This is a genomic window from Parafrankia irregularis, from assembly GCF_001536285.1.
GTDB classification, from domain to species: Bacteria; Actinomycetota; Actinomycetes; order Frankiales; family Frankiaceae; genus Parafrankia; species Parafrankia irregularis.
In genome coordinates this window covers 1-16,417 of sequence record NZ_FAOZ01000002.1, presented here as the reverse complement: position 1 = coordinate 16,417, position 16,417 = coordinate 1, and the positions used below count along the sequence as shown (strand labels likewise).

Here is a 16,417-nt window from a genome sequence, read left to right as displayed (position 1 = left end):
GGCCGTGTCGGTCTTACCTTGCGGGGAAGAACCACAACATCGCGGGATGTGAGGGGACAGGTGGTCCGACCTTCCTCCCGTGCGGCCGCGTCGTCGTCTGCTTCGAGGGAGGTCCCATGCCACTCCTGGCCGACAAGGTTCTCGATCTGCCGTTTGATGTCGTGCCCGACCCGGAGGAGTTCATCCGGGCGGCGATGGAATGGCATTTCAACCCTGCGACGGGCTCACCGTTCTGGCTGCGGCGAGCGGAGTCCCTCGGGTTCGACCCACGGGCCGAGATCCGGTCCCATCATGATCTCCGACGTTTCCCGAACGTCCTGCCCGACCTGCGGGACGCCCACGCGGAGGATCTCATTGCGCGGGGGTACGGCGACCGGCCGGACGTCGCCGGGTTCTTCGAGAGCGGCGGCACCACCGGCGCGCCCAAACGAGTGGTCCTCATGCGGGAGTGGGAGGACCGCCTGCTGCGCCTCCACGAGGACATCCTCGACCAGCACGGCATCCCGCGTGGGCTGAACTGGCTGGGTGTCCTCCCTTCCGGGCCGCACATCATCGGCGCGCTCTTCCGGCTGGTCACCGAGCGGCACGGCTCGTACGTGTTCACCATCGACCTCGACCCGCGCTGGGTGAAGAAGCTCATCGCCCAGCGGCGCCTCAGCGACGCCGACGCCTACGCCGAGCACATCATCGACCAGGCCGCTGACATCCTGCGCCGGCAGAACGTCGGCGCTCTCAACATCACCCCGCCGCTGCTCGAACGCCTGTCCCGGCACCGGGACCTGGTCGACCTGGTGAACGAGAAGGTGCGCGCCATCATGTGGGGCGGCGCGCACATGGACGCCGACACGCTGGCGCTGTTCCGCACCGAGGTGTTCCCCGAGACGATCTTCCTGGGCCAGTACGGGAGCACCATGTACCTGGGCTCCGCCGCCGAGCGGCCGAACCTGCCGGTGGAGGCGCCCTGCATCTTCGACCCGTACTCGCCGTACCTCACCTTCGAGGTCGTCAACCCGGACACCCTCGAGCGCGTCGGCTATGGGGAGCGAGGCCAGATCCTGGCCAGCCATGTCAGCAAGGGCTTCCTGCTGCCGAACAACCTCGAGCGGGACATGGCGACCCGGATCAAGGCGCTCGACGGCACCGTCGGTGACGCTGTCGCCGATGTCGCCCCGGTCGCGACCTTCGAGAACGAAGCCGTCATCGAGGGGGTGTACTGATGACGTCCGCGGTCACGTCCCCGGTCGAACTTGCCGCTCTCGGCCCGGCCGGCGAATATCGGACCAGGAACCAACAAGCGATCATGGATGTCGCCGGCGCACAGGTCGCCCAGCTCAGTCTCGTGCCCCCGCTGTACGTCCACCGCACGGTCAGCCAGCTGCACGCCGCCGACGCCCTGCCCGTCGACGCCTGGACGGAGATCCTCGCCGACGGGGCGAAGCTCTTCGCGAGCACGACCATCGGCGGGCTGGCCGTCGGGGAGTACCAGCGGCTGGTCAGCCGCGTCGGCGGGCTGCCGATCTCGACCGTGCGGGGGGCGACGAGCTCCACCGCCGAATGGATCACGAAGGCCGCCGACACCGTGGCCCGGGCCTGCCCGGTGGGAACGGCCAGCGACTGGCGGGATCCGTCCACCTGGCGTGGGCGGGCGGTCTGGGCCCGCCGCGGCGAGGTGTTCGCGGTCCACGCCGCGGGAAACCATCCGGGCACGCATGCCCTGTGGCCGGAGGCGCTCACGTTGGGGTACCGGATCGCCGTCCGCCCCTCGCGCCGTGACCCGTTCACCCCGCACCGGCTCATCACCGCGCTGCGCCTCGCGGGCGCGCCCAACGACCAGGTGGCGCTGCTGCCCACTGACCACGGCGGCGCCGACGCCATCCTGCAGGCCGCCGACCTCGGGATGGTCTACGGCGGCGACGACGTGGTGAGCAGGTTCGGCGCCGACCCGACCGTTCTCATTCAGGGGCCGGGACGGTCGAAGATCCTCATCACCGCCGACGCCGACTGGCGTGATCACCTGGACGTCATCGTCGACTCGGTGGCCCGCGGCGGGGGCACCGGCTGCGTCAACGCGACCGCGGTGTTCGTGGAGGGCGACCCGGCGCCACTGGCCGAGGCCGTCGCCGACCGGCTGGCCCGACTGCCGAGCCTGCCCCCCGAGGAGGACTGCGCCGCCCTTCCGGTCCAGCCACTGGCGAGCGCCCGGGTCCTCGAGGAGTACCTGGCCCGCAAGGCCGCCGGCACCCGCGCCTGGCTCGGTGGCGACGGCATCGTCGACGAGCTCGGGGACGGCAGCGCGGTGCTGCGGCCCGCCGTCCACGAGCTGGACTCGCCGACCGCCGCGCAGGCGGGGATCGAGCTGTCGTTCCCCTGCGTCTGGATCGCTCCCTGGACCCCCGACGCCGGCATCACCCCGCTGCGGGACTCGCTGGTGCTCACCGTCATGACCCGGGACGGCCGGCTGATCGACCAACTGCTGAACGAGCCGACCATCCGGAACGTCTACCTGGGCGACCAACCCACCGTCTGGATGGCCGCGGGCGTCCCGCACGACGGGTACCTCGCCGACTTCCTGATGGAGAACAAGGCGTTCATCCGAAGCTGATCGAGACCGGAACGAGACCCACGCCACGCTGATCGCCCCGGCGCCGCGGGACGCGATAGAAGGGGAGCTATGGGAGCGAAGTACGACCCGGCGCGGATCCGGCTGGCGAACTACCCGTTCGCCCTCACCATGCAGCCGCGTTTCGGCGACATGGACAGCCTCGGCCACGTGAACAACGTGGCCATTGCGGCGCTGTTCGAGGAGGCCCGCATCGCGATGAATCGGGCCCTGCTCGGCGCGAACCACGGCGGCCTGCCCCACGAGCGGCGTCCTCTCCCGGTGGTCGCGGCCCGAGTGGAGATCGACTACCTGGGAGAGGTCGCCTACCCCGGTACCTACGAGGTCGGGGTCGGGATCGGCCGGCTCGGCAACACCTCGATCCTGCAGGTGTGCGGGCTGTTCGAGGGCGAGACCTGCCTGGCGCTGTGCGACACCGTCATCGTGCACCGGTCGGAGAACGGCCCCGCCCCGGTACCCGAGCGCGTCCGCGGCGTCCTGGCGTCCATGTCCTTCCCCGCCTCCGCCCAGGTGCCGGCCGGTTCTGGCGCCTGACGTATCGATGCGCATCTTTATCGACAGGTGCATCAGAAACCGCTGGCGGTGATTCCATCGCGACGGAAATTCATCCTGCCCATATACTGAGGCCAGCGCATCGTAGTAACCTGTGACGAGCGGGCAGACCGTTGAGCCGAAGCTCTGCACACCGACCACGCTGACGCCGTTCATAAACGACCTCGTAATCCCGTAGTTGACGTCCTGTCGCCGACCGGCCGCCTCGGCCGGGGCTCGATTACTCACCTCAGCCGGTCGTTTTCACCCGACATGCCGTGGTCGATGGTGGTGCTCTCCCCGTCGAGATACGAATGCGGACGGACTTCGTACCGGCGACCGGTCGGACTCGTCCACCGGAACACCCCGGGCCGGGGCTGGGTCACCCGCCACCGACCGTGATGACGCACCCGATGATGCCGCCGGCACAAAGGCCCCAGATTCTCCACCAGCGTCTTCCCACCCCCGGCGTACGGCTTTGTGTGGTCCAGATCGCAACGCCACGCCCGACGGGAACACCGCGGGAACATGCAACACGGATTCCGCGCCCGCACATACCGTTTCTGCGCCGGACTCGGATACCGCCGCTCCCCCAGCTCCACCAGATGACCCTGCGGGTCGGTCAACATCCGCCGCCACGTCGACGTCGGCCGCAACGCGATCTCCCGCGCCACCGTCGCCGGGATCGGCCCGTATCCAGCGAGTTCGCCAGGCTCACCGTCCAACCCGAGCAACGTCCCGATCGGAACGATCACCTGCACGTCCGCACCTGTCACACCCGCTGGACCGGGCTGCCCACACCGGCCCAGGATCAGATCCATCAACGTGTCCGCACGGACCTCATCCCGACTCCGACCATCCCCCTCGTCCCTGTCCGCGATCGTGGCGTCGGTGATCTGCTCGATCCGCCCCTGACACGCCAACGCCGCCTCTGCGGGCAGCAACGCCCCCAACACCGCCATCCCATCCTCCTCCGGCTCCACCCACACCCGCCGTTCCCGACGCCGCTCCTCCCTTCGCCGCGCCGCGCCGTCGGGATCAACCCTGATCACCCCCCGGCGGCACGCCGCCGTGAACCCAGCCCGATGCGCCCGCGGCCCCTTCCCCAACACAAGGTCAGCCACCCGGCCCGCCAGCCCCACCTCCAACGGGGCGGTCGCGTGCTCCAACGATTTCAGCCGGGGCAGGTCCAACACCCCCGCAGCCAACGCCTCCACCCCGACAGGGAGACGACGGACGACCTGGTCGGCGAAATGCAGATGCCACTCCGCGGACCCCGTCGAGACCCGCATCACCCCCGCCACCTCACCCGCAACCACCGAATCGAACAGATCCAGCTCGTCGTACCCCTCCGGTGGCCGCGCCGCGGCAAGCTCCGCCTGAACCCGGATCGCCGTCGCCTGCGCCGCGGCGATCCCCGCCACCGCCACCCGTAGCCGCTCCAGCCGCTCGTTCAACCAGCCCTCGAACACCCGATGCGCAACCGGAACCCCCGCCTCCTGCCCGCCATCCAGAGCCGGCGAGGTGGATGAGCTGGTGGAGCTGGTGCGGGGAGTCATGGCACTGCACCTCCGGTCCGAAAACACACCACGAGGTCGAACGGGCGTTCGATCGCAAGGGTGATACTAGGCCGGGAAACAGCCGGCGAGACCGGGCCGGGGAACGGAGGACACAACGAGTTCACCCACCACCCGGACCGCCTTGACAGACAGACACCCAAGCCGGCAACCTCTGATTCTCAGACCAACCAGAAGAACGACTCCGCCCCGAGTAGTCCGTCCACATACCCCTGCAGCCGATATAATCGCGGCGCGATTCCCCGCCTCACATCGATGCGTTCAAAAGGAAAATCTGGAGCACAGTCCGAGCGAGACCACAGGTCCTCCGCCCGGGTTTCAACGTCCGTCCGTATCCCAATCCCGCGGCCAGCCGTAGCGCACGGCGGCATCGGCCTGGGTGCCTTCGACGAAGTCGTTCTCCCGGCGGATCACCAGGTCGTCCCCCACCACGTGGAACGACACCGCCACGCACGTGCGCGCGTTCTCCGGCGCATTCCCCAACCGGATGGTGAGCTGCTCTCCGGTCCGTGCGGAGACGACCACCGACGGCCGTAGCAGCCCCCACTCTGGCGCACGGTGCAGGCCGTAGGCATAGACGAAGAACCGCTTGAAGGTCGCGAGCGTGCCGAGATCGGCGAAGATCGTCTGCTCGTCGCGCTCGTCGCCCCCGACGAGCCGCAGAACCTGGCGGCCAGCACGCCCGGTACCGGTCGCAGTGCCGGCGCCGTACTGCTGGATCACCCCGGTCTCACCGTCCAACGCCTGCCAGAAGCACCCGAAATGGATGTTGCTCGGACGGGGCAGGCCTGTCCGAGTCGTCAGGGGTGTCCAGTGCAGCGACACGGTCATGGCGCCGCTGATGCCCCGTTGCTCACCGGTCCAGATGGTGGCGGGATGTTCCGCATCCAGCGTGCTTACGCGCTCGTGGCGCTGGCGGTAGCGGGATGACCGCTCGCTCACCTCGATGGTCGCGGGCCTGGGGCCCACGTCCGTCTGGCTGAGGTCGAGCGGCGACGGCGTGGACTCCCGTGGTGACGACGGGTGCGCGCCGGCTGGGACGTCGTGGCGCGGCCTGGCCGCAGGACCCTGGTACCGCGCGGCGGGTGCCTGTGCCGCACCCGGTGGACGGAGCGTGACCGGCTGCGCAGGCGGGGATGCGGGCAGCGTCCGTGCAGGCGGAGGCGAAGCGGGAGGCACAGGCGGCTGCGCAGACGGCGATGCAGGCATCACTCGCGCAGGCGGAGGCGGCACAGGCGTCGCCCGCGCGGACGGCGGCCGCGCGGGTGCGGACGACGGCGGTGCAGGCGCAGACCCAGGCGGAGGCGGTGTGGGTCTGGCCGGCCGCGGTGGCACGGAGGGCCGCGGGGGCACGGGCGACGGCGCGGGGGCTGGGGCCGCCCGCGGACGTCTCGCCGCCTCCAAGTGATCAGCGACCTTCCGTCGGCTGTGGGATCGGGAGAGCCGGCTCATGAACGAGGCCACCTCCCCCGGCCTGGCCACCGGCAGTTCACCCGGCAAACCAGCGCCACCCGCGGTGCCTACGCCACTCGGCGAGCCGGCATCTCTCGGGGAGCCGGTCAGGCCCGCCATCCCGTCCGTGTAGCCCTCTCCGACCGCCCGGAACTTCCAGCCGGTCGGATGCCGGTACAACTCGCCGAAGACGAGCGCGGTCTCGTAGCCGGTCTCGACCGTGAAGGTGTAGCTGACGATCTCGATGCCGGTGGTGTCGTCGTAGAGCCGGATCGAGCCGCGCGGCACCGAACGGAAGCTCCGACCGGACCCGACGGCGGCATAGATCGCGGCCGCGAACTGGAGCCTGGTGACCGTTCGCGGCACGGCGGCAAGGGTGACGACGACCTCCTCGCTACCTCCGCCGGAGGGCTGCCTCGGCGGGGGCGACACCCCGATCGACTCCGTGGGATTCGGCACCTGGCTGGTGAGAAGCAGCAGCGGTGTGGGCTCCGCGTCATCCACCAGGACGAGAACGCCGTCGACCTCGAGCCCCGCGCGAGGCCCGCCGCCAGCCTGAGCACCGCCACCGGCCTGAGCACCGCCACCAACCCGAGCACCGCCACCAACCCGAGCATCGCCGCCGGCCTGAGCATCGCTCCCGACACCAGCCCCGGTTCCTCCCCTGGTCCCAGCCCGGGCCCCGGGTTCGGGTGCGGCACCGTTCCAGGAGGTCACGACACGGACACGCTCGATCCCGGGTGCCTCCTTCGCCAGCAGCACGTTGCCGCCGCGGGGCAGGGTCGCCGTCAAGAGTCCAGATCCGATCGGCGGAACTTCGCCTCCAGGAACCGGGCCTGGATCGCCAGTTTCGCGGCGTCCCCGGAGTAGACGGAGTCCTGGAGCTCGATGGCGCCCTCGTCGAGGAGCTGCAGCTGGCGCACCAGGTCCTCGGCGGGGGTCGTCCCGGTGATGCCCGGGCGGTCGGTGTACTGCGATGGCAGCGCCAGGAAGTCGTCGAGCGCCCGCGGCAGGTAGTCACGGACGATCATGGTCAGGTAGCGTAGCTCCTCGTCGCTCGCCGACCTGGCCTCGACATACACCAGCAATGGCCGCAGGACGTCGTCGATGTCGCGCACGGTCGGCACCGCGCCGGGCGGGAGCCGCCCCCCGTCGGCGTTCGCTCCGGTGACGATCGCCGCGAGCTCCTTGCGCAGCTCGGCTGCTCGCCCCGCGGGGGACGTCTGCGCGTCCTGTTCGGCGTCTTCTTCGGCGCGCCCGCCACGCCGCCGGAAGATCATGCTTCCGGCCCTGGCCGTGGGCCCGCCGTCACTGGGGCGGGCACCGGTCAGCCCTCGCCGTTGTGGGCCCGCTCCAGGTAGGCCTTCGAACGGCCGACCTGCGTTTCCAGCGCGGCGACGGTGGTCGCGAGGCTGTCGACCGCCTTGACCTTGTAGGTGTCGATCGCGTCCATCGTCGCGAAGACGTTGTCGAACGCCTTCTGCAGCGTCTCGACGTCCACGGTGCTGGATGAGGCCTGTTCCTGGATGCGGCCGGACTGCTGGCGCAGCAGCTCGCTCGTCGACAGGATCATGTTGTTGGTGGTCGCGTTGAGCGCCGTGATCTGGTCGAGGACCAGCTGCTGGTTGGCCAGGGCCTGAGCCACCATCACGGCGGTGCGCAGGGCTGCGACGGTCGTGGACTGCGCCCGGTCGACACCCTTGATCAGTTCGATGTTGTTCTTGCGGACGAGGTCGAGGGCCAGGTAGCCCTGCACGCTCACAGCCAGCTGGGTGACCAGGTCCTGCTGGCGCTGGCGGATGGGGAACAGCGCGTCGGAGGTGAGGGCGTCCGCCGTCGCCGGGTCGGTGATCCTGATCTGGTCGATCCGGGCCGAGACGGCGCTGTCGAGGGCGCGAGCGAGCGTGGCATACTCGGTGATCTTGCCCATCGCGGCCCAGAGTGTGGCCTTCTCGTGCTCGATGGCCGCATTGTCCTTGCGCAGTTCGTCCTGACCCGAGCCAAGCGCGCCGATGATCGCGTCGAGCTGCTTCTGCGCGGACTGGTAGCGCTGGAAGTAGCGGGCGATCTTGTTTCCCATCGGGACCACGCCCAGCAGCTTGCGGGCGCCCTTCAGGTCCGCCTTCCCCGGATCGAGGTCGGTGACCGTCTGGCGCAGCTCGACCAGGGTGCCGGCGACCCGGGCCTGAGCGTCCGCCCCGGCCCGACCGCCCCGGGACCCGCGGCTCGACTGCAGCGCCGCCGCCGGCCGGTCCAGCATCCGGCTGGACACCCGCGCGCTCGCCACGATCTCCCGCTCACCCATCCGGGTGATGTCGTTGATCTTGGACTGGAAGGCGGGGCTGCGCGGGTCCTGCGCCGCGAGATCGGCCGCGAACGCCGCGGCGCGCTCCCGCAGCGCCACCTTGGTCGCCTCGTCGAGCGGGACCATGCTGTCCACCTGGTCGTCGGCAACGACGGGCACCGGGGCGGGCGGCACCAGCTCCAGCACGCCACCCGTGGCAGCAGCCCCGGCGTAGGCGGCACCGGCCCCCGAAGCCGGTGTGCCACCAAGGTCCAACGAGTCCGACACGGCGTCCCCTCCCCGACATCCGCCGGGCAGTAACCCTGCTCGGCCGGCGTGGCCCACCACAAACCGGATGAAGTGGGCCGCACGAAGTGTCTGCCACCTTCGACCCTACGCGAAATGCCTTGTCGACCAGCGGACTCAGGCGAAGCCCCCGGGCCCCGCCACGACCCGCCCAGGTACCGGTGGAAAGCACGCGGGCGGTGCTCGTCAGCGGTGTTCCTCAGGTGAGACGGTCTCGTCAGGTGAGACGGGTCTCGTCCGCCTTGTCGTAGGGACGGATCTCCGCCAGGCGCCCTTCCCGCAGTTTCGTGGTCCAGGCGGGTTCGGAGAGCACGGCCCGGCCGAGCCCGACCAGGTCGAACTCGCCGCGGGCGAACAGCTCCAGCAGCGGGGCGAGGCTCAGCGACGCGGCCGCGCCCTCATGGTCGCCGCGGAAGGCCGTCGGCACCCCGACCGAACCGATGGCGATGGTCGGGAGGCCGGTCAGGCGTTTCGTCCAGCCCGCGAGGGTGCGCGGTGAGTCGTCGAACGCCGGCAGCCAGTAGCGGCGAGTGGACACGTGCAGGGCACTGACGCCGGCGTCGACGAGCGGGCTCAGCAGCGTGTCGAGATCGTGGGGTGTCTCGGCGACGACCGCGTCGTAGTGCCCGCCCTTCCACTGAGAGAACCGGTAGATCACCGGGTAGTCCGGGCCGACCTCGCCGCGGACCGCCGCAACGACCTCCGCCCCAAGGCGGGCCCGGCCAGACAGGCTCCCGCCGTAGCCGTCGACGCGGCGGTTGGTGAGCGACCAGAAGAACTGGTCCAGCAGGTAGCCGTGGGCACCGTGGAGCTCGACGCCGTCGAAACCGACCCGCCGCGCGTCCGCCGCGGCACGGGCGAAGGAGGCGATCACCGCGTCGATCTCCGCCGTGGTCGCCGGCTCCCCGGCCACGGCGCCGTCGGCCCGCAGGCCGGACGGGCTGAGCACCGGCGCCCGCGGATGCGGCGGTGCCCCGGGCTCACGAACGGCCCCAAGATGCCACAGCTGGGGCACGATCCTCCCGCCGGCCCCGTGCACGGCTTCGACGACCCGGCGCCAGCCGGCCAGCGCGTCGTCGCCGTAGAAGCGCGGCACCCGGTCGCTCGTCCCGGCCGAGGGATGGTCGACGTAGGTGCCCTCCGTCACGATCAGGCCGAGGTGCGCGGCCCGTCGCGCGTAGTAGGCGGCGACGTCCTCGCCGGGCACACCACCCGGGGAGTGCTGGCGGGTCATCGGCGCCATCACGAAGCGGTTGGCCAGCTCGACGCCCGCCAGCGAGAACGGCGTGAACAGCGGCGCCGCGTCGGTTCCGTCCAACAGGCGCGCGCTGGCCTCCACGATGGAAGAGCTCGTCGCCGCAGAGCTCGACGTTGCAGGGACAGGGCTCGAGGACACAGTCACACCGCGGTTCAAGGTTGGTGCGGGTCCCCCTGTTCCGTCACGAAGCTGCGGACGCGGTGGCGTCGGCCACGGTGGCAGCCACGGCGTCGGCCAGCGGGGCCGTCGGATGGCCGATGAGCCGAGCCAGGTCACCGGTGGTGATCAGCAACCGCCCGGCGCTGATGGCCCGGTCCGCGTCGGCGAGGACGGCCGCGACGGGCGCGGGAACACCGGCACCGGTCAGGACGGCCTCCAGCTCCGCCTGGGTGACATCCCGGTACACAACCGCCCGGCCGGAGTGCGTGGCGACCTGCTCGGCCAGCTCCGGAAGCGTGAAGGACGTGTCGCCGCCCAGCTCGTACACAGCACCCTCGTGCCCCTCGCCGGCGAGGACCGCGGCGGCGGCCTCGGCGTAGTCGGACCGGGCCGCCGCGCTGATCCGACCCTCACCGGCACTGCCGACGATCACACCGGTCTCCAGCCAGACCGGGATCTGGCTGGTGTAGTTCTCGAAGTACCAGCCGTTACGCAGAAAGGTGAACGGCACACCGATCTCGCGGATGCCCTCTTCTGTCCCCCGGTGCTCCGCGGCCAGCTGCAGGTCGGTGGTGTCGGCGTAGGGGGCGCTGGTGTAGGCGACGAGCGCCGCGCCGGCGTCGCGCGCGGCCCTGGCCGCACCGACGTGCTGTTCCACCCGGCGGCCGAAGTCCGTCCCCGAGACGATAAGCACCTTCTCCGCGCCGGCGAAGCCGGCCGTGAGCGACGCCGCGTCGTCGAAGTCGATCCGCCGGACGTCCACACCCTGCCCGGCCAGCGCCGACAGCGCGCCGACATCGCGCGTTCCCGCAACGATCCGCCGAGGGTCGACGCCTCGCGCGAGCAGGTTCTCCACGACGAGGCGGCCGAGGTTGCCGCCGGTTCCGGTAACGACGAGGGACATCAGATCTCCAGGTGGCTGCGTCTGCGTTGCCGCACTGCTGCGTTGTCAGGGCGCGTCCGCGCCCACCCGGACTCTCCCGCAGACACTTCCCAGTGCACAGTACCCACCTTCAAGTAAGGTACTGACCTTATGGTTAGCACTCAGCTCACCGATCAAGCCGCCGGACAGATCCAGGCCGGCAAACCAAGCCGGGGCACCGAACCGACCGGCGATCATTTCGACGAACTCCGGGCTTTCTTCGCGGACGGCGTCTTTCCCTCGTCATGCCCGACCAGGACTGTCCTGGATCACGTGATGAGCAGGTGGGGCGTCCTCGTCCTGCTGACACTGGCCGAGCGCACCCTGCGCTGGGGTGAGCTGCGCCGCGCCGTGCAGGGAGTGAGCGAGAAGATGCTCGCCCAGACCCTTCGGACACTCGAACAGGACGGGCTCGTCCACCGCGAGGCGTTCCCCGTCATCCCACCACATGTGGAGTACAGCCTCACCGAGCTTGGCAGCGATCTCGCGATCCAGATGGCACCCCTGATGGCCTGGATCGCCCGGCACGCGGACGAGATCGTGGCCCGTTCGGCGCAGCCCACCTGAGGCGGTGGCCGATATCCCGCGGCGGCCGGGAATCGCGCGGTCGACGACGCGCAACAAATCGCGATACGAGAACAGATCCGTACCGATCAGTCGCATGGGACTCGACAGCCGGGACGGACGTCGTCGCCTGGGTCAACGAGCAGATGAACCCGCACGATCGCGGCCCGCTCACACGCCTACAGTCGTTTGGGGCGCCTCAGGGAACAACTATGATCTTGCCGCGGGTGCGGCCGGACTCGGCGTCGCGGTGTACCGCGGCAAGGTCGGCAAGGGGGCGGTACGCGGCGACGTCGATGTGGACCGCACCGGTGTCGACGAGTGCGACGAGTTCGGCAAGCTGGCTGGTGTCATTGCGCGCCACGAAGTTCTTGACTGTCACGGGAATGCCGGTGGGCAGTTCGATCGGGGTGGTGATGGAAACGAGAATGCCGCCCGGACGAAGCAGTGGGGCCAGGGCATCGGCCTGCCGCCGGGTGATCGCGGCGAGGTTGAGTACCGTGTCGACCGGCTCATCCAGCTGATCGGCAATGGGTGAGGCGGTGTAGTCGATGATCTCGTCGGCGCCCAGGCGACCGACCGCTCCGGAACTGCGTGGGCTTGCCGTCGCGATCACGTGTGCTCCTGCGTACTTGGCGAGCTGGACCGCGAACCCACCGACCCCGCCGCCAGCGCCGTTCACAAGGACCCGCTGGCCGGTTGTGACGTGGGCGTGGTCAAAAACCGCCTGCCAGGCAGTGAGTCCGGCAACGGGGATGGCCGCGGAGTAGGTGAGCGGGATCGAGGTCGGTGCCGGTACCAGTGTCTCGATCGGGGCAACGGCGTATTCGGCCGCGGCGCCGCTGTCGAGAAGGCCGATGACTCGATCGTGGATGGTGAACGTACGGACGTTGCTACCGACCTCGACGACCGTTCCGGCGACGTCCCAGCCGAGGACGTGCGGCAGCTCCAGCGGAAAGACGGAGCGCAGCAGCCCGGAACGCAACCCGATCTCGGATGGGTTGAAGGAGGTCGCGGCGACGCGAATCAGTACCTCGCCCCGTTCGGGAACGGGGCGAGGTACGTCTTCGTGGCGGAGGACAGAGGCGTCTCCGTACCCATGAATGCGGATCGCGCGCATACATCGAACCTAGGGCGAAAACGCGGTCCAGCCCATGCGCAGGAGTGCCTGATTCATATTCGATCGTCTCACCGGTAATACTGCGCAGATGGATATGCTCAGCGACGTGATCACGGTCATGCGTACCGGTCGTCCGCGTTCGGCGCGGGTGACCTGGCACGCCCCCTGGGCACAACGGTTCGGATCCGTGCCCGGCTCCGTCGGCTTTCAGGTGATCATGCGGGGACCGTGTTGGCTTGTCGCGCCGGACACTGTTCCTGTGCCGTTGGCCGCCGGGGACGTGGTGTTCCGGCCGCACGGGCGCGGGCACACCCTGGCGGACAGCCTGAAGACCTCACCGGATGCGACCCCCTGCGATCCGAGCGACCCGCGGCTTTTCGAGAGCCACATCGCCGACACCGTCGGCACCCCTGCTCGTACGCCTGCCCCCGCTGCGGTGACGCTCTGCGGTGCCTACCAGGTCGATCCGGCCCGGACCCATCCGCTTCTGCGCGATCTGCCGGAGCTCGTACACCTCCCTGCACATCTGACGCGGCATCCCGAACTACGCTCCACCGTCGATGCGCTCGCTACCGAACTGGAGCACCCCCGTCCTGGCAGAGACGTCATCGTCCCCGCACTGCTCGACACCCTGCTGGTCCACATCCTGCGAACCTGGTTCGACGAGCAGCCCACATGCGAGCCCGCCACCGGCTGGGCAGCTGCGCTCAATGACCCGGCGACCAGCCTCGCGCTACAGGCCATACACCGCGACCCGGCGCGGCCCTGGACGGTCGCGGCGCTGGCCGCCGAGGCAGGACTGTCCCGGGCGCCCTTCGCCCGGCGCTTCGCCTCCCTTGTCGGACAGCCGCCGCTGAAATACCTGACCTGGTGGCGGATGACCACCGCCGCCCAGATACTGCGAGAGTCCGACGCGCCGCTGAGCCACATCGCGGCCCGGGTCGGCTACACGTCGGAATTCGCCTTCGCCAGCGCTTTCAAACGCCGCTACGGGACCGCACCCGGCAAGTACCGCCACGGCGGGTAGCGGAATTGCCTCCTGGTGCGGATCGCCACCCCGGACGGCGGTGTGCTCCGCGCAGGGGCTACTGGTCGCCGCTACTGGTCGGCCAGCGCGGCGAGGACGTCCTCGGCCAGCTCGGGGCGGCAGATGAGCAGGTCGGGCAGGTACGGGTTGGCCTGGTTGTAGACCAGCGGCGAGCCGTCGAGGCGGGAGGTGTGCAGGCCCGCGGCGGCGGCGACCGCGACGGGCGCGGCGGAGTCCCACTCGTACTGGCCGCCGGAGTGGGCGTAGACGTCCGCCTCGCCCCGTACGACAGCCATCGCCTTCGCCCCGGCGGAGCCCATCGGCACCAGGGTGGCGTCCAGCCGGCTGAGCAGGTGGTCGACGCAGGCCGGCGGACGGGTCCGGGACACGACCAGGCGAACCGGCCCGGGCTGCCGCGGCGGCAGCACCGGGGGCTCGCCGGTGTGCAGGACGAGACCGCCGGCTGCCGGCAGCGCCACGGCTCCGAGGACTGCCCGGCCGCCGACGGCGAGGGCGACGTGGACGGCCCAGTCCTCACGGGGCGGTTCGCCGTACTCGCGGGTGCCGTCGAGGGGGTCGACGATCCAGACCCGCTCGCGCTGGAGCCGTTCGGGGCTGTCAGCGCTCTCCTCGGAGAGGACGGCGTCCGCTGGCCGGGCCGCCGCCAGCCCGGCCAGCAGCAGCTCGTTCGACTGCCGGTCGCCCTCGGCGCCACCCTGATCGCGGATGGCGACCAGATGCGTGCCGGCCTGGACGGCGAGGGCCGCGGCGAGGCTGTGGTCGTCCAGGTCAGCCAGGCCGCCCAGGCCGGCCAGGTTGGCGGCCGAGGTCGGGGATGTGCTCACGATGCCTCCGGTGGGGTCAGGATGCCGGTGCCGCGCAGGTAGTCCACGACCGTCTCGGCCGCGGCCTCGGCCGAGACGGACCCGCTGGCATCGAGCACGATCTCCGCGTTCTCCGGCGCCTCGTACGGCGAGTCGATGCCGGTGAAGTTCACCAGGTCGCCGCGGCGGGCCTTGGCGTAGAGCCCCTTGCGGTCGCGGGACTCCGCCACCGACAGCGGCGTGTCGACGAAGATCTCGATGAACTCGCCCGCGCCGAGCAGCTCGCGGGCCATCTGCCGCTCGGCCCGGAACGGGGAGATGAACGAGGCCAGGACGATGGTGCCGGCGTCGACCATCAGCTTCGCGACCTCGGCGACCCGGCGGATGTTCTCCACCCGGTCGGCGTCGGTGAAGCCGAGGTCCTTGTTGAGGCCGTGGCGGACGTTGTCGCCGTCCAGCAGATAGGTGTGGAAGCCCTGGTCGTGCAGGCGCTTCTCGACGAGGTTGGCGATCGTCGACTTGCCGGCGCCGGAAAGCCCGGTGAACCACAGCAGCGCCGGCCGCTGGCCCTTCTGCCGGGCCCGCGCGGTCTTGTCGACCTCGACGGCCTGCCAGTGGACGTTGTCGGCGCGGCGCAGCGCGAAGTGCAGCAGCCCGGCCGCCACCGTCGCCCGGGTGAAGCGGTCGACGAGGATGAAACCGCCGGTGTCACGGTTGGCCGTGTACGGGTCGAACGGGATCTGCCGGTCGAGGTTGATGTTGGCGACGCCGATCTCGTTGAGCTCGAGCGTGCGGGCCGCGGTGCGTTCCAGGGTGTTGACGTTGACCTTGTACTTGGGCTGCGCGATGGTCACGCTGGCGGTCCGGCTACCGATCTTGAGCAGGTAGGGCCGGCCCGGCAGCATCGGCTCGTCGCTCATCCAGACCAGGTGGCATTCGAACTGGTCGGCGATGCCCGGCGGGTCGCCGGCGGTGGCGATGATGTCACCGCGGCTGACGTCGATCTCGTCGGTGAGGGTGAGGGTGATCGACTGGCCGGCGATCGCCTCGTCGAGGTCGCCGTCGGCGGTGACGATCCGCTCGACGGTGCTCTCCTGGCCCGACGGCAGCACCCGGACCCGGTCGCCGGGACGCACGCTGCCGCCGGCGATCTGGCCGGAGAAGCCGCGGAAGTCCAGGTTCGGGCGGTTGACCCACTGCACCGGCAGCCGGAACGGGCCGGCGTGCAGATCGTCGGCGATCTCCACGGTCTCCAGGTGCCCGACCAGCGTCGGCCCGGTGTACCAGGGGATGTTCGGACTCAGCTCGGTGATGTTGTCCCCGCGCAGCGCCGACATCGGGATCGCGACGATGTCGGTGAGGCCGATCTGGGTGGCGAACTGGCGGTAGTCCGCCTCGATGGCGTCGAACGTCTCCTTGGAGTATCCGACGAGATCGAGCTTGTTCACCGCCAGGACGACCTTGCGGATTCCCAGCAGCGACACCAGATAGCTGTGCCGGCAGGTCTGGGTGAGCACACCCCGGCGGGCGTCGACGAGAATCACGGCGAGGTCGGCGGTGGACGCGCCGGTCACCATGTTCCGGGTGTACTGCTCGTGCCCGGGGGTGTCCGCGACGATGAACTTACGCCGCTCGGTGGAGAAGAACCGGTAGGCGACGTCGATCGTGATGCCCTGTTCGCGTTCCGCGGCGAGCCCGTCGACGAGCAGCGCGAAATCGAGCCCGTCGCCCTGGGTGCCGACCTTCTTCGAGTCGCTTTCCAGCGCGGCGAGA

At 70.2% G+C, this 16,417-nt stretch carries 14 protein-coding genes; 5 read left to right on the top strand and 9 right to left on the bottom strand.

Annotated elements, in window-relative coordinates:
* The first annotated feature begins 116 nt into the window (after positions 1-116).
* The 3 genes from AWX74_RS02540 to AWX74_RS02530 all read left to right on the top strand — a co-directional run bounded on the left by AWX74_RS02540 (position 117) and on the right by AWX74_RS02530 (position 3,154).
* The gene (locus tag AWX74_RS02540) at positions 117-1,217 is read left to right on the top strand and encodes an AMP-binding protein (protein ID WP_091271217.1); all 1,101 of its coding nucleotides are present in this window, start codon (positions 117-119) and stop codon (positions 1,215-1,217) included.
* Positions 1,217-2,602: an aldehyde dehydrogenase family protein gene (locus tag AWX74_RS02535; RefSeq protein ID WP_091271214.1), complete on the top strand. Its 1,386-nt coding sequence runs from the start codon at positions 1,217-1,219 to the stop codon at positions 2,600-2,602. Before AWX74_RS02540 ends, AWX74_RS02535 begins: the two co-directional genes overlap by 1 nt.
* A 69-nt stretch (positions 2,603-2,671) precedes the next feature.
* Positions 2,672-3,154: an acyl-CoA thioesterase gene (locus tag AWX74_RS02530; protein ID WP_091271211.1), complete on the top strand. Its 483-nt coding sequence runs from the start codon at positions 2,672-2,674 to the stop codon at positions 3,152-3,154.
* A 242-nt stretch (positions 3,155-3,396) separates the two neighbouring features.
* On the opposite strand, the gene AWX74_RS02525 is transcribed toward AWX74_RS02530, so the two are convergent.
* From AWX74_RS02525 to AWX74_RS02500, 6 genes are all read right to left on the bottom strand, one after another.
* Positions 3,397-4,710: an HNH endonuclease signature motif containing protein gene (locus tag AWX74_RS02525; RefSeq protein ID WP_091271209.1), complete on the bottom strand. Its 1,314-nt coding sequence runs from the start codon at positions 4,708-4,710 to the stop codon at positions 3,397-3,399.
* Between the two features lie 336 nt (positions 4,711-5,046).
* On the bottom strand, positions 5,047-6,972 hold the full coding sequence (locus AWX74_RS02520) for a TerD family protein (RefSeq protein ID WP_091271206.1): 1,926 nt from the start codon (positions 6,970-6,972) through the stop codon (positions 5,047-5,049).
* Positions 6,969-7,460, bottom strand: coding sequence for a hypothetical protein (locus tag AWX74_RS02515; protein ID WP_006541157.1), 492 nt, complete (start codon positions 7,458-7,460; stop codon positions 6,969-6,971). Before AWX74_RS02515 ends, AWX74_RS02520 begins: the two co-directional genes overlap by 4 nt.
* A 47-nt stretch (positions 7,461-7,507) precedes the next feature.
* The gene (locus tag AWX74_RS02510) at positions 7,508-8,752 is read right to left on the bottom strand and encodes a toxic anion resistance protein (protein WP_091271203.1); all 1,245 of its coding nucleotides are present in this window, start codon (positions 8,750-8,752) and stop codon (positions 7,508-7,510) included.
* A 235-nt stretch (positions 8,753-8,987) separates the two neighbouring features.
* Positions 8,988-10,172: an oxidoreductase gene (locus AWX74_RS02505; RefSeq protein WP_091271200.1), complete on the bottom strand. Its 1,185-nt coding sequence runs from the start codon at positions 10,170-10,172 to the stop codon at positions 8,988-8,990.
* A 37-nt stretch (positions 10,173-10,209) separates the two neighbouring features.
* On the bottom strand, positions 10,210-11,091 hold the full coding sequence (locus tag AWX74_RS02500; protein WP_091271198.1) for an NmrA family NAD(P)-binding protein: 882 nt from the start codon (positions 11,089-11,091) through the stop codon (positions 10,210-10,212).
* 294 nt (positions 11,092-11,385) lie between these two features.
* Here AWX74_RS02500 and AWX74_RS42775 point away from each other — a divergent pair, with 294 nt between their 5' ends.
* Positions 11,386-11,676, top strand: a complete 291-nt coding sequence (locus AWX74_RS42775; RefSeq protein ID WP_249778740.1) for a winged helix-turn-helix transcriptional regulator — start codon at positions 11,386-11,388, stop codon at positions 11,674-11,676.
* A 196-nt stretch (positions 11,677-11,872) separates the two neighbouring features.
* Here the strand turns inward: AWX74_RS42775 and AWX74_RS02490 are convergent, their stop codons facing one another.
* Complete coding sequence (locus AWX74_RS02490) at positions 11,873-12,793, bottom strand: NADP-dependent oxidoreductase (protein WP_091271187.1); 921 nt, start codon at positions 12,791-12,793, stop codon at positions 11,873-11,875.
* An 88-nt stretch (positions 12,794-12,881) separates the two neighbouring features.
* On the opposite strand from AWX74_RS02490, the gene AWX74_RS02485 reads away from it, so the two are divergent.
* Complete coding sequence (locus AWX74_RS02485) at positions 12,882-13,820, top strand: AraC family transcriptional regulator (protein ID WP_091271183.1); 939 nt, start codon at positions 12,882-12,884, stop codon at positions 13,818-13,820.
* A 71-nt stretch (positions 13,821-13,891) separates the two neighbouring features.
* On the opposite strand, the gene AWX74_RS02480 is transcribed toward AWX74_RS02485, so the two are convergent.
* Together AWX74_RS02480 and cysC are read right to left on the bottom strand one after the other, a co-directional pair.
* Positions 13,892-14,665: a 3'(2'),5'-bisphosphate nucleotidase CysQ gene (locus AWX74_RS02480; RefSeq protein ID WP_242666041.1), complete on the bottom strand. Its 774-nt coding sequence runs from the start codon at positions 14,663-14,665 to the stop codon at positions 13,892-13,894.
* The coding region (cysC, locus tag AWX74_RS02475) for an adenylyl-sulfate kinase (protein WP_091271180.1) at positions 14,662-16,417 on the bottom strand (1,756 nt) is incomplete at its 5' end. The genes AWX74_RS02480 and cysC, both read right to left, overlap by 4 nt.